9 protein-coding genes and 2 pseudogenes are annotated in these 13,447 nt (G+C 55.8%); 9 read left to right on the top strand and 2 right to left on the bottom strand.

Annotation, left to right across the window (positions count from 1 at the left end; translation table 11 throughout):
• Positions 1-35: 35 nt before the first annotated feature.
• The 6 genes and pseudogenes from rpoZ to ubiA form a co-directional block, all read left to right on the top strand.
• Positions 36-219 (top strand): annotated as a pseudogene (gene rpoZ, locus PHACT_RS16810) (DNA-directed RNA polymerase subunit omega); the annotation flags it as partial.
• Positions 220-375: 156 nt separating this feature from the next.
• Positions 376-2,499 (top strand): annotated as a pseudogene (gene spoT, locus PHACT_RS08915) (bifunctional GTP diphosphokinase/guanosine-3',5'-bis pyrophosphate 3'-pyrophosphohydrolase); the annotation flags it as partial.
• A 131-nt stretch (positions 2,500-2,630) separates the two neighbouring features.
• On the top strand, positions 2,631-3,026 hold the full coding sequence (locus PHACT_RS08920) for a RidA family protein (protein ID WP_070117068.1): 396 nt from the start codon (positions 2,631-2,633) through the stop codon (positions 3,024-3,026).
• Between the two features lie 11 nt (positions 3,027-3,037).
• Entirely contained in the window at positions 3,038-5,128 is a 2,091-nt protein-coding gene (recG, locus tag PHACT_RS08925) for an ATP-dependent DNA helicase RecG (protein WP_070118262.1), read from the top strand.
• Entirely contained in the window at positions 5,121-6,404 is a 1,284-nt protein-coding gene (locus PHACT_RS08930) for an HDOD domain-containing protein (protein WP_070117070.1), read from the top strand. Before recG ends, PHACT_RS08930 begins: the two co-directional genes overlap by 8 nt.
• 37 nt (positions 6,405-6,441) lie before the next feature.
• Positions 6,442-7,329 (top strand): 4-hydroxybenzoate octaprenyltransferase, encoded by an 888-nt coding sequence (gene ubiA / locus PHACT_RS08935; RefSeq protein WP_070118263.1) that lies wholly within the window; start codon positions 6,442-6,444, stop codon positions 7,327-7,329.
• Positions 7,330-7,338: 9 nt separating this feature from the next.
• Here the strand turns inward: ubiA and PHACT_RS08940 are convergent, their stop codons facing one another.
• Both PHACT_RS08940 and PHACT_RS08950 read right to left on the bottom strand, forming a co-directional pair.
• On the bottom strand, positions 7,339-8,202 hold the full coding sequence (locus PHACT_RS08940; RefSeq protein ID WP_070117072.1) for an alpha/beta hydrolase: 864 nt from the start codon (positions 8,200-8,202) through the stop codon (positions 7,339-7,341).
• A gap of 450 nt (positions 8,203-8,652) precedes the next feature.
• Positions 8,653-8,922 carry a hypothetical protein gene (locus tag PHACT_RS08950; protein ID WP_070117077.1) on the bottom strand — a complete coding sequence of 90 codons (270 nt, stop codon included), beginning with the start codon at positions 8,920-8,922 and terminating at the stop codon, positions 8,653-8,655.
• A gap of 249 nt (positions 8,923-9,171) precedes the next feature.
• On the opposite strand from PHACT_RS08950, the gene PHACT_RS08955 reads away from it, so the two are divergent.
• The 3 genes from PHACT_RS08955 (at position 9,172) to PHACT_RS08965 (ending at position 13,280) form a co-directional block, all read left to right on the top strand.
• Positions 9,172-11,049: a DUF885 domain-containing protein gene (locus tag PHACT_RS08955; protein WP_070117079.1), complete on the top strand. Its 1,878-nt coding sequence runs from the start codon at positions 9,172-9,174 to the stop codon at positions 11,047-11,049.
• Between the two features lie 400 nt (positions 11,050-11,449).
• The gene (locus tag PHACT_RS08960; protein ID WP_070117083.1) at positions 11,450-12,100 is read left to right on the top strand and encodes a TorF family putative porin; all 651 of its coding nucleotides are present in this window, start codon (positions 11,450-11,452) and stop codon (positions 12,098-12,100) included.
• Positions 12,101-12,338: 238 nt separating this feature from the next.
• The gene (locus tag PHACT_RS08965; RefSeq protein ID WP_139141490.1) at positions 12,339-13,280 is read left to right on the top strand and encodes a hypothetical protein; all 942 of its coding nucleotides are present in this window, start codon (positions 12,339-12,341) and stop codon (positions 13,278-13,280) included.
• Positions 13,281-13,447: the final 167 nt, after the last annotated feature.

Below are 13,447 nucleotides of genomic sequence, written 5' to 3' on the forward strand. Positions count from 1 at the left end.
AAGCAACAATTTTGAGTTCAAAAGGCAGGTTTTATATGGCACGTATTACCGTAGAAGATTGTCTGGACAAGGTAGACAATCGCTTTCAATTGGTGATGATCTCCAGCAAACGCGCACGTCAACTGCAGACCGGCGGCAAAGATGCGCTGCTGCCAGAAGACAATGACAAACCCACCGTGATCGCGCTGCGCGAAATCGCTGACGGTCTTGTTGATGCCAGCATTCTGAAAGTGCGCCCAGCACCTGCGCGGGAAATGGCAGAAGCGGAACTGGACGCAACCGCCGCCATGATGGGTGCCATTGTTGCAGACCCGGAAGCCGAGCCTGCAGAAGAGCCCCTGTCCGAGGACGATTAAGCAATACAGGAGTCGGCTGGTGACATTAACAATCGACTCGCTTGCCGGTAGCCTATCGGGCTACCTGGCATCCGACCAGGTGGACAGTGTACGCCGCGCCTATTTCTATGCGGAGCAGGCGCACGATGGCCAATACCGCCGCAGTGGCGAACCTTACGTCACGCACCCGCTTGCCGTTGCCAATATCCTCAGTGAAATGCACATGGACCATCAAAGCCTGATGGCTGCCATGCTGCATGATGTGATTGAAGACACCGGCGTCAGCAAAACAGCAGTGAAAAGCCAGTTTGGCGAGACCGTGGCCGACATGGTCGACGGCGTCAGCAAGCTCAACAAAATCACCTTCAGCAGTCACGCCGAGGCTCAGGCCGAAAACTTCCAGAAAATGGCATTGGCCATGGCCCGCGACCTGCGGGTGATCCTGGTGAAGCTGGCCGACCGCCTGCATAACATGCGCACGCTGGATGTACTGAGCCCGGAGAAACGCCGGCGCATCGCCAAGGAAACCCTCGATATCTACTCGCCCATCGCCGCCCGCCTGGGCATGAATGCGGTGCGCGTGGAATTTGAGGAGCTCGGTTTTGATGCAATTTATCCGATGCGGGCGCGACGCATCGATGCGGCCGTCAAAGCCATTCGCGGCAATCGCAAAGAGATTGTTAAGCAGGTGCAGAGCGCGATTGAGGCCTGCCTGGAACGCGAAGGCCTGCCCGGGCGTACCATCGGTCGCGAAAAACACCTGTACAGCATCTACGACAAGATGCGCACCAAACGAAAATCGTTTTCCGAAATCATGGACGTGTACGCGTTCCGCATCGTGGTTGACTCGGTCGACACCTGTTACCGTGTGTTGGGCGCTGTTCACAATCTTTTTAAACCTGTTCCCGGCCGTTTCAAGGATTATATTGCCATCCCCAAGGCCAACGGTTACCAGTCCCTGCACACCACGCTGTTTGGTATGCACGGCGTGCCGATCGAGATTCAGATTCGTACCGAAGAAATGGAAGCCATGGCCAACAACGGCATTGCCGCGCACTGGTTATACAAATCATCGGACGACACGCCCAGCAACGCCCATATCCGGGCACGGCAATGGGTCAACGGCCTGCTGGAAATGCAGCAAAATGCAGGCAACTCCCTCGAATTTATCGAAAATGTCAAGATTGACCTGTTCCCGGACGAGATCTACGTGTTTACACCCAAAGGCCGCATCATGGAATTGCCAGCGGGCTCGACGGCGGTTGATTTTGCCTACGCGGTCCACACTGACGTTGGCAACAGTTGTGTCGCCTGCCGCATCAGCCGTCGCCTGGCACCACTGAGCGAACCACTGGAAAGTGGCCAGACCGTGGAGATCATCACCACACCGGGGGCACAACCCAATCCGGCCTGGCTCAGCTTTGTCGTCACCGGCAAGGCGCGCAGTAATATCCGGCATTACCTGAAAAACCAGCGTGAGTCCGAATCCATCTCCCTGGGCCGCCGCCTGCTAAACAAATCCCTGGCGGGCCATGGCACCCAACTGGAAAAACTCAGCGCCGAGCAAATGCAGGAGCTGCTGGAACAACTGAATGTCAGCGAGTTGAATGTCCTGCTCAGCGACATTGGCCTTGGCAATCGCATGGCCCACATCGTGGCGCAGAAGATGTTCCCGGAAGAAGCCAAGGAAATACCCAAGGCCACCAGCAAGGACGCCAAGCAGGCATCGCTGGCCATCCGCGGCTCGGAAGGCATGGTGATGAGTTACGCCAAGTGCTGTTATCCGATACCTGGCGACCCCATTGTCGGCCACATCAGCTCCGGTCGCGGCATGGTCATCCATACCGAAACCTGCAACAACATTGCTGAGATCCGCCAGAATCCGGAAAAAGTGGTGTCGGTGCGCTGGGATCCCGATGTGGAAGGCGAGTTCGCTGTCGAGATTCGTGTCGAGCTGGAAAATGAGCGCGGCATCATTGCCAAACTGGCAACCGCCATCACCAGTAAAGAGGCCAATATCGAACGCATCAGCACCGTTGAACGTGATGCCAGGTTCAGCATCGTTAATTTGCTGCTGAATGTGCGTAACCGAATCCATCTGGCGCGAGTGATGAAACACGTACGCCTGATCAAACCGGTAACACGAGTGGCACGGGTGAAAAGCCGGAAACTGGTAAAACCCATCAAAGGCAGCATCGCCCCAGAGAGTTTGAAACGACATCATTGAAAGTAAGCAGTCACTGACCAACTCATGTCGCCTGAAAACAGGCGGCACATCAGGAACAAGGAACGCACATGGCTGACAAACACGTTATCTCCACTGACCGCGCACCGTCTGCCATCGGCCCTTATTCCCAGGCCATCAAAAGCGGCAACATGGTATTTCTGTCCGGGCAGATTCCATTGGATCCAGTCTCCATGGACGTTGTCGCCGGCGACGTGGAAGCCCAGGCCCGCCAGGTACTGGAGAATCTGTCCGCGGTGGCAGCGGAAGCAGGCGGCACGCTGGACGATTGTGTAAAACTGACGATCTACATGACAGATCTCAACAACTTTGCCATCGTCAACACCACCATGCAGCAGTATTTTCAGACCCCCTATCCGGCACGTGCGACCATTGAGGTATCAGCATTACCGCGTGGCGTGCAGGTCGAAATCGACGCCATCATGATTCTGCCCGCGACGGCTTGAATGCAACCACCATGACAGCTCCGGCGGCGCTCAGCGACATACCGGTAACGCAACTCAAGGGGGTCGCCGCACGGCTGGCCGAACGGCTCGCCACCCTGCATATTCACACCGTACAGGACCTGTTGTTTCACCTGCCCTCGCGCTATCAGGATCGCACCCGAATTGCCGCCATCGGTAGAGTCCGGCTCGGTGACGACGTCATGCTGGAGGCCGACATCCTGAGTTGCGAGCTGGATTTTGGCCGACGCCGCAGCCTGGTGTGCAAGATAAAGGATGCCAGTGGCATCATCAGCCTGCGGTTTTTCCACTTCAGCGCGGCTCAGAAAAAAATGCTGGCGCCGGGCAATCGCTTGCGCTGTTACGGTGAAATCCGCAGCGGTAAAAACGGATATGAGATCTACCACCCTGAATACCAGGTACTTCGGCCCGACGAAATGTCGCCGGTTGCTGACCGGCTGACACCGATATACCCAGCCACCGATGGCCTGCAACAAACCCGTTTGCGTAAACTTATCGATCAGGCATTGGCGTATCTGCAGTTGCCGGCATCCCTGCCGGACTGGATCCCGGCTGAGACCCTGCACCAATTTGCCTACCCCAGCCTGGCCGACGCGCTTGAGTACCTGCACCACCCGCCGGTGCAGGCTCCGGTGGCGCAACTTCTCGCCGGCGAGCATCCGGCGCAACAGCGCCTGGCCTTTGAAGAACTGCTCAGTCATCGCCTGTGCCTGCGCCGTCTGCGCCAGCAATCGGCGCAACTGCTGGCACCCGTCATGCGTGCGCAGAATAAGCTGAGCCAGGCTTTCCTCAAACAACTCCCGTTTACTCTGACCCAGGCCCAGGCGCGCGTCTGTGGTGAAATCAGCCAGGACCTGACGCTTGATCAACCCATGCTGCGGCTGCTGCAGGGGGATGTGGGTTCGGGCAAAACCGTGGTGGCAGCCCTGGCCGCGCTGCAGGCCGTGGACAGTGGCTACCAGGCGGTCATCATGGCGCCCACTGAAATTCTGGCGGAGCAGCATCTGGCCAATTTCACACAATGGCTGGCGCCGCTGGGTCTGCAACCGGGCTGGCTCAGCGGAAAGGTCAAGGGCCGCCAGCGCCAGCAAACGCTGCAGGCCCTGCAAGACGGCAGCAGCAGAATTGCCGTGGGCACTCATGCTCTGTTTCAGGATGGCGTGGAATTTAACAGACTGGGCCTGATCATTATTGATGAGCAGCACCGGTTTGGCGTTCATCAGCGCCTGGCACTGCGCGAAAAGGGCAATAACGGTGAGGGCATTCCGCATCAACTGGTAATGACGGCAACACCGATTCCGCGCACGCTGGCCATGAGCGCCTATGCCGATCTGGACTGCAGTGTGCTCGATGAATTGCCTCCGGGCCGGACGCCCGTCAATACCGTGATTATCTCCAATGAACGCCGCGATAACGTTATCGAGCGTATTCATCAGGCCTGCCTGCAAGGCAATCAGGCCTACTGGGTGTGCACCCTGATTGAGGAATCCGAGAGTCTGCAATGTCAGGCGGCAGAAGCAACGCTGGCCGCATTGCAGGCGCAGTTGCCGGATCTGGCCATTGGTCTGGTGCACGGCCGCATGAAAGCCACCGAGAAAAGTGCAGTGATGTCCGCATTCAAACAGGGAGGCCTGCATTTGCTCGTGGCCACCACGGTCATCGAAGTTGGCGTTGACGTGCCCAATGCCAGCCTGATGATTATCGAGAACCCCGAGCGACTGGGGCTGGCACAATTGCATCAACTGCGCGGCCGGGTTGGCAGAGGCGCCAAGGCCAGCCATTGCCTGCTGTTGTACCAGACACCGCTGTCACAGATTGGCAAGCAGCGTCTGGGTATCATGCGTGACAGCAATGATGGCTTCTACATTGCCGAGCAGGATCTGGCCATTCGCGGGCCCGGGCAGGTACTGGGAACCCGACAGACTGGCTTAATGAGTTTCCGGATTGCCGATTTGGTGCGTGACGCTGCCTTGCTTGATCCGGTAAAATCCACGGCAGATAAATTTGAACAAGAATATTCTTCACATATCGACCCGCTGGTAAACCGCTGGCTCGGCGACCGGGAACTATACGGCAATGTCTGATTACAAACCTGCAATCCGCTGCGTACTGCTAAAAGACAACCGCACACTGGTGCAATGTATTTTACCTTTCAGTTCGCTGCTGGACCTTCGTACACTGCAAAGTGTCACTGACCGCGGGTTTGTACCCCTGTCTCAGGAAGACATCGTCAGCGCCAGTCGCAACCGACACCTGCAACCCCTCGAAGGCTGCCGCGATGTTTTTACCCTGCCCACGTTAATCGATAGCAGCCTGAGTGCCGAAGACGCACTGGTTGTAAATGAAAGCGGCATGACACTGTCGGCGCTGCGCGCCACGTTACACGAACGCGAAATCAATATCCGCCATATTGCCTTTACGCTGAACGCTTCAAAATTAAAGCACGACCTGCCTGAGGCAGGGAGCGACACCCAGCAGATCAGTGATTCCATCCAGAACTTTACTTCTCTGCGAATTCGCCAGCGTCTGGACGAAACACTGGAGATTCCGCCTCTGTCGGCTACCGCTGACCGCATCATGGCGCTGCGCGCCAACCCCAATGCAACGGTGTCCGAATTGACCAGCATTGTGGAAGCCGACCCCAGCCTGGCAGCCCAGGTGGTCAGCTGGGCGTCGTCACCCTACTACGCCGCACCGGGCAAAATCCGCTCGGTGCAGGATGCCATCATCCGTGTACTGGGCTTTGATCTGGTCAGTAATCTGGCCATCGGACTGATACTGGGCAAAACCGTGGAAGTTCCCAAAGACCAGAGTGCCGGGTTCACACCTTACTGGTTGCAGGCAGTGTATTGCTCCACTGCCGTGGAAGCGATGGCCCGCATGGTGCCCGGTAACAAACGCCCCCGGCAGGGTATGATTTATCTGTCCGGGCTGCTGCATAATTTCGGTTTTCTGGTATTGGCACATACGTTTCCTGAACATTTTTCCACGATCTGCCGCTACACCGAAGCCAACCCCGAAATCAGTCACGTCGCCATCGAAAAACACCTGATCGGCATCAGCCGCGAGCAGATTAGCGCCTGGCTGATGCAATCCTGGACCATGCCGGAAGAAGTGTCTGTTGCGCTGCGTTACCAGCAGGACGGTACTTACAATGGCCCGCATGCGATTTATGCAAATCTGATTTTTATTGCCATGCGCCTGTTCCGCGCGCATGGTATCGGCGACGCTCCGCCCGAGCCGGTGAGCGATGCCATGTTCGAACGTTGTGGACTGGACCGTGTGCGCTGCGAGGAGCTTATCGCAAAACTGGTGCTGTCAGCGGATATCGCGCTGATTGCTGATCAGATGTCGATCTGATCGGAACCCGGGAGTACGCATGCGACCGACCGCTTTTATGAATGATCATTTGAAAAAATATTTGCCTCGGGTCCACGCGCGTTTACCAGCCTTCATCCTGTTGACCCGCCTGAACAGACCCATTGGCACCCTGCTGCTGTTATGGCCAACACTGGGCGCACTGTGGCTGGCAGCCAATGGCTGGCCATCCTGGCAACTGCTGATCATTTTTGCACTGGGCACCTTGTTGATGCGCTCTGCTGGTTGTTGCATCAATGACTTTGCCGACAGCCATATTGACGGCGATGTCCTGCGCACCGAGAATCGTGCCATTGTGACTGGCCAGGTCACCCGCACTGAGGCGATGCTGTGTTTTGTGGGACTTTGTCTGGCCGCCTTGGTGCTGTTGTTGTTCACCAATACACTGACCATTGCCATATCACTGGGCGCCGTTGCGCTCACCGCAATCTACCCGTTCATGAAGCGCTACACCCACCTGCCACAGCTGGTGCTGGGCATGGCGTTTTCCTGGGGTATCCTGATGGCGTTCACGGCACAGACCGGCACCTGGCCGCCCACTACTGCTTGGGTGCTGTATGTCGCCAACTGTTTGTGGACGGTCGCTTATGATACTCAGTACGCCATGGTTGATCGCGAGTACGACCTGAAGATTGGCGTAAAATCGACCGCCATTCTGTTTGGTGATGCCGATGTCGTCATGATTGGTGCGCTGCAGGCGATGTTCCTGTTCGCGCTGTTTCTGGCCGGCGGGCAGTTTCAGTTAAGTGCGGTTTATTACCTCGGCCTGATCGTCGCTGCCGGACTTTTTGTTTATCAGCACTGGCTGATCCGGAACCGAGAAACCGACGGCTGCTTCAAGGCCTTTCTTAATAATCACTGGGCGGGGTTGGCGATATTTGTCGGGGTTGTACTGGGCGTTCAGTAATACCCAGTATTACTGCCCGTCCATTTGCAGATGCCGGTACAGGAACTGTGTGCCCTCGCGCACTGCGCTGCCACGAAATATAAAACTGGTGTAGTGCCCCCGCAAATGCTGAAGATAGAGCTCTGTTGTGATATCGAAGGACTGCAGGGCGTCGTTAAAATCGGTGGCGTGATGGGTCGGTACCAGTTTGTCCCAGGTGCCGTGAAAAATAAAAAAAGGCGGCGCATCGGCGTGCACATGCACGACCGGTGAGGCCAGGGCGTAGGCATCCGGCATTTCTGCCTGTGTGCCACCGATAAAAGACTCGACCAGCAACCCTTCCTGCCATTTCCGCAGGTCCGTGGGTGTGGCGCCTGCCACAACCGCAGCCGGCCGGGTGCGCACACCGCCATATTCTTCATCCAGCTCCCCGCCCTGACCTGCCACCAGCGCCATCAGGCTGAGCAAATGCGCGCCTGCAGAGAATCCAAAAGCACCTATGCGATCCGGATCAATCGCCAGACGTTCGGCATTGTCGTGGATCCAGTGCATGGCCTGTTGGACATCGTGCAGTTGCGCCGGAAATCGATACTCAGGCGCAAAACGATGCTCTATGTTTACGACCACGAATCCGTGTTCGGCCAGGTATTTAGCAGTACCGTCAATCGACTCGGGAGAGAAGCTGCGCCAGCCGCCACCATGCGACAACAAAACTGCTGCATGGGGTCCATCACCGTTGGGCTGAAACACAGTGGCGTGCAAGGCTTCAGGCCAGTCCGGCGGAGTAAAACGTTGTGCATCCATGACCCGATAACCTGAGGTCGGCATATCTACATCGTTACCGGGATCACCCCGGTGCGTGGAACAGGAGAGCAACAGCCAGTTTGTCAGCATAAAAGTAAAGAGTCTGATAATGATCTGCCTATTAATGAAACTTCTTTATACAACCTTTAATAAGACCTCCTCGCAAAGGAAATTTGTCCGCACATCGTGTTTATTTTGATGCAAGTCTCCGGCGGGCGAGATTTGACGCTCCCTATGCTCTTCTCTATAACCACCGAGCGGGGTTGGCAACGTCTGCCGGGGTTGCGCCTTGAGTCTAATGTCGGGACTGATTGATTGCGCTCGCGCTGAGCCGCCGACACAGTAAATGATTGTAAATTATCCCAACGACCGCTGCCAGGCCAGCGGCAGCCTGCAAAAAATCTGGCAACTGGCCGCTCCAGACAACAAGCCAGAATACGACCAGACTGACGCTGATGGACAGATGCTCCTTTATGCTCTTGTCAGCATGGTCCTTAACCGGCTCTGGCATGGGTGCGCTCCTATTTCGACTACGTTGTTTCAGCTAACCTGATGGCATCCGAATTCGTCAATGTAAACATCATTCGCACCACCACCGCCGCCACTTCCTCCGCTCTCACTACCGCCACTGTTGTCATAGCACTCTTGGGCACCGTATGCGGAAAGTGCCCAGCCTCCAATCGCCAGACCCCAGCCAATCGGACCACTTGCTACTGTCAATGAGGCGGACGCAACGACATAGCTTGCTACTTCGGCACCGCAACCCCCGCCGCTTACCAAACAGACTTCTTCATGATTCAATACTCTCATGGTGCATTTCCTTATACAGTTCTAGTTAAAATCCCTATGTTTCGGGTCTCAATTTCGCAAGGCCTTCATTTTATTTGTAGTATTCAATTTCGGAGAATTCCAGTTTATTTTGCCTTCATCGCAGTAACCAGGCGGTGTTGTCTGTGGCTGGTCTTTGCACAATTGCTCTGGCCCACCGAACGCGCGATAATCGGCGCAACGTCATTGTGACGACCACTATTTTCCACTTTAATCCTGGATTGACTTACTATGAACAAAATACTGTTCGCATTATCATTTTTATTCACGCTGGCGGCCTGCGGCGAATCCGCAACGCCACCAGCCGCCCCCGACATGAGTGCCGCGGAAACGCCTGCTGCGGAAGAGACCCAAACCGAAACCGAGCGCCTTAACGCCTGGTTTGACGAGAAATACGAAGAGCAGCTGAATTTTAGCCCCATTGGCATGACTTTCCAGGGCATCAAGGATCGCTACGGCGAAATTGACGACATGTCCGTTGAAGCCGAGAACGCCCAAGTGGAATGGATGCGTCAAAGCGTCGAGGAAATGCAGCGCGAATTTGACTACGATGCCCTGACACAGGAAGCGCAGACATCATGGGATATCTGGACCTATCAGTACGAACAGGCCGCCCGTGCCGCAGAGTTTCAGTACAACGGTCTGGTATTTGAACAGATGAATGGCGCGCAGGGCTTTCTGCCCACGTTCCTGATCAGCTTCCACAACGTGGCAGATGTGTCGGATTACGAAGCGTTTGTTTCCCGTCTGTCGGAATCAGGACGGGCACTGGATCAGCTGATTGAGCGCGCTGAAGAATCCGCCGAACGCGGCGTGATCACGCCCGGCTTTGCCCTGGAAAAGGTCATCGACCAATCCCAGAATGTGATTACCGGTGCACCGTTTACTGACGGCGACGACTCCGCCATCTGGGCGGCGGCCAAGACCAATCTGGCGACCCTGGTAGATGCCGGCCAGCTGGAGCAACCGGATGCGGATGCCCTGCTCGAGCGCACCGAGACAGCACTGACCCAGGATTTTGGTCCAGCGTTTGAGCGCGTCGTTGCCTGGGCCGAGTCGGAAATGGACAAGGTACCGGACGTATCAACCGGCCTGGTGTCTCAGCCCAATGGCGAGGCTTATTACGAGTTCCGCCTAGCCAACCAGACCACCACTGACCTGACCGCTGACGAGATCCATGAAATCGGCCTTGCCGACGTGGCACGGTTGCGCGGCGAGATGGAAGCGGTCAAGGACAGCACCGGCTTTGACGGCACCTTGCAGGAGTTTTTTGTCATGCTGCGCGAAACCCGCGATGACGAACGCTTCTATTACCCCAACAATGATGAAGGTCGTCAGGCCTATATCGATGATGCCACGGCAGCCATCGAGAACATCAAAGCGCAGCTGCCCAACTACTTTGCCACCCTGCCGCAGGCTGACCTGGTGGTACGTCGCGTGGAAGCCTTCCGTGAACAGGATGGCGCCCCACAGCATTATTACCCCGGCACGCCCGATGGCTCACGTCCTGGCGTGTACTACGCGCATTTGTCTGACATGAATGCCATGCCCAAATCGGAGATGGAAGTGATTGCCTATCACGAAGGTCTGCCTGGCCACCACATGCAGATTTCCATCGCGCAGGAACTGGAAGACATGCCACGCTTCCGCACTCAGGCCGGCTTTACCGCCTACTCAGAAGGCTGGGGTCTGTATTCCGAGCGTCTGGCCAGCGAGATGCCGGACACCTATGAAGATCCCTACTCGCAGTTTGGTCGTCTGACCTCGGAGATGTGGCGTGCCATCCGTCTGGTGGTTGATACCGGCCTGCATTCCAAAGGCTGGACCGAGCAGGAAGCTATCGATTATTTCGCGGCAAACTCTTCTGTGCCGTTGGCGGCCATCACCACCGAAGTGCAGCGCTACATCGTGATGCCGGCGCAGGCTACCTCGTACAAGATCGGCATGATCAAGATCCTGGAGCTGCGCGAAACTGCGCGTGAAGCACTGGGCGACGATTTTGATATCCGCGAGTTCCACGACACCATCCTGCTGGGTGGCGCCATGCCGCTGCATTTGCTGGAACGTCGGGTGAACCAGTGGATTGACGAGGTACAGGCGCGCTCCTGACGCCTGCCAACCCATACTCAGGCTACAGTGTGCCAGGCCCGATTTATTCGGTGCCTGGCTCCTGCAACGCTAAAAAGCCCCGCCACACGCCGGGATCCACTTCCGGAAACCTGCCCAAACCCTCCCCGTTTTATTCTCAACTCTCCTGATAGGCCTGTCTACAGGGCATACAGCCTGCCTCGCCCCGTGTTTGTGCGCGCCATAAAAGTGCGCACCATTACAGTGCACCCCTAGTGGCCAAAGCACGCAGAATGTCCGTCAAAGCGCGTATATCACGGGCTTTCACAACATTGGCCCGCTCTTTGCAAAACACTCCAGCAAGAAAGTCGTTACTTTCGAAAATGAAAAAATAACGCAAAACAGCTTACTACTAAGCATAGATCTATCCTGGAGAAAACATATGAAACGATTGACCCAACTCGTAGCAGGCCTGACACTGGTATCAGGTGCCGTAGTTGCTTCCACAAGCGCATCAGCAGACGTGTCTTACAACATCGGTTATGCCTCTGAGTACTACTTCCGTGGTGTTCTGCAGAAGAACTCTTCTGCCAGCGCCGGTATCGACTTCGAATCAGAAGGTTTCTACGCGGGCAGCTGGGCAGCTGACGTGGGTGACGGCCTGGAAGTAGATGGTTATTTCGGTTACGGCATTGAAACTGACTCTGGCCTGACTGCCAGCATCGGTTACACCGGCTACTTCTACACCGGCGAGTTTGATGACACTTACCAGGAAGTCAACTTTGGTCTGGGTTATGGCATGTTCAGCCTGGGCTACTCCGTTGGTGAGTGGGACGGTTTCGGTGCATCGCAGGATTACGACTTCCTGGACCTGACCATCACGGGTGAATCAGGTCTGTATGGCACAGTCGGTTTCTGGGGTGACGAGTTTGACGGCGAGTACCTGGAAGTAGGTTATGGTTTCAGCTTTGCCGACTTCGATATGGGCATCGCGGGCATCATCAACAGCGAAGAGCTGTCTGACGAAGTAGGCTCTAATGGCAGCCCAAGCACAGGCGAAGCCATTGTCTTCACCATCGGCAAATCCTGGTAAGACCGGGCAGCTGCTGGTACCTGCAGACCCACATCTGCAGTGATACAGAAAGGCTCCTTCGGGAGCCTTTTTTGTGCCCGCCACTTTCTGCGTTCACCCTTTGCTTCCACCTCTTGCTGAACCCGATACTTGATTTTTGACTGATATCGGCGTAATTAACCTGTATGCATCGCCAGTTTTGAGTATCCACGGCGAGATACCAGGACGAATATCAGGAAAGAATCCAGGAGAGATGGATATGCTCAGGAGCCTTGCCCCGCTGACGTCAGCGAAGCTGTTCTTCAAGCTGGCGACCTTTATGACCGCAGCCCTGGCGATATCAGCCGTTTCTGCAGATACCGAATTTACTGACAACATTCCCATTGATCTTGCCAGAGCACTGTTAAGCGGCGCAGGCACAGCGATGGAGATACGCATCTATTCCGACATTCCTGACGGGTTTCCGGAATTTATGTTGCCCGATGGCGCCACTGTGCTGGGCAGTGTTGATCAGGGTCGCAATCGACAGGTGATTCTGGGCAGCGAGGGAGACGGCCAGCAACAGCTCGCAGAATTGATTGACTCACTGCAGCAGAACGATTTTCTGTTGCTAAGTCCGATGGGAGCGACAACACCACGGACCGGATTCGTGTCGGCTACCCCTCAGAACCTGGGTATACCCTCGCAGCTCTGCCACGACACTCAGGGACTGCTTTATCTGCGGCAGCACACAGAAGCTGATCGAACATTCATCAATTTGACGTCATTGCCCGGCACCAGCCGGGGCAATTTCTCTTGCGCCGGGTTAGCCGCGCAGGCAAGCAACCGTGGGTCACCAGCATTCTTAAATGCATCAAGGGGCGGTGGATCTCTGCAAAACAGCATGCCTCGCCTGGTTTTGCCGGACGAAGCCACCACGCAATCTCCAAGTATGCCACTTTTTTTATCCGGATCTCCTCAGCAGGCTGAGTCCAGAATCGGATTCTCAGTTGCCTGGCCGCTGTCGGAGGCATACGAGTTTTTTGCCGGGCAGCTGACAGAACAGGACTGGATTCTGGATGGGGAAACCATTGGAGATCGGGTTGCGCTGGGCGCGTGGACACGTGAGGAGAATACTCAGATGCTGCTGGGTACCTTGCGCCTGGTCAGCGGCGAAGCTGATGGTTATGAGGCCGTGTTTGAGGTATCTGTGCTGGAATGATTGCGATGGATTTTCCGCCTTAAAGTTGAACACTGCGACCTTTGATGGTATCAAAGCTGACGTCAATCGGATCTGACAGTTCAGAGAGTGCATCGTATGGGGGTATTGGGTGTTTTGCTGTTAATGGCCCTGCTGGTCGGCGCAGTTCTTGGCTGGGCATCCTTTTT

Source organism: Pseudohongiella acticola, from assembly GCF_001758195.1.
Taxonomy (GTDB): Bacteria; Pseudomonadota; Gammaproteobacteria; order Pseudomonadales; family Pseudohongiellaceae; genus Pseudohongiella; species Pseudohongiella acticola.

Coding starts and splice junctions, on each gene's coding strand:
- PHACT_RS08930 (WP_070117070.1), top strand. CDS start 5,121: ATGTCTGATTACAAACCTGCAATCCGCTGCGTACTGCTAAAAGACAAC.
- ubiA (WP_070118263.1), top strand. CDS start 6,442: ATGAATGATCATTTGAAAAAATATTTGCCTCGGGTCCACGCGCGTTTA.
- PHACT_RS08955 (WP_070117079.1), top strand. CDS start 9,172: ATGAACAAAATACTGTTCGCATTATCATTTTTATTCACGCTGGCGGCC.
- PHACT_RS08960 (WP_070117083.1), top strand. CDS start 11,450: ATGAAACGATTGACCCAACTCGTAGCAGGCCTGACACTGGTATCAGGT.
- PHACT_RS08920 (WP_070117068.1), top strand. CDS start 2,631: ATGGCTGACAAACACGTTATCTCCACTGACCGCGCACCGTCTGCCATC.
- recG (WP_070118262.1), top strand. CDS start 3,038: ATGACAGCTCCGGCGGCGCTCAGCGACATACCGGTAACGCAACTCAAG.
- PHACT_RS08940 (WP_070117072.1), bottom strand. CDS start 8,202: ATGCTGACAAACTGGCTGTTGCTCTCCTGTTCCACGCACCGGGGTGAT.
- PHACT_RS08950 (WP_070117077.1), bottom strand. CDS start 8,922: ATGAGAGTATTGAATCATGAAGAAGTCTGTTTGGTAAGCGGCGGGGGT.
- PHACT_RS08965 (WP_139141490.1), top strand. CDS start 12,339: ATGCTCAGGAGCCTTGCCCCGCTGACGTCAGCGAAGCTGTTCTTCAAG.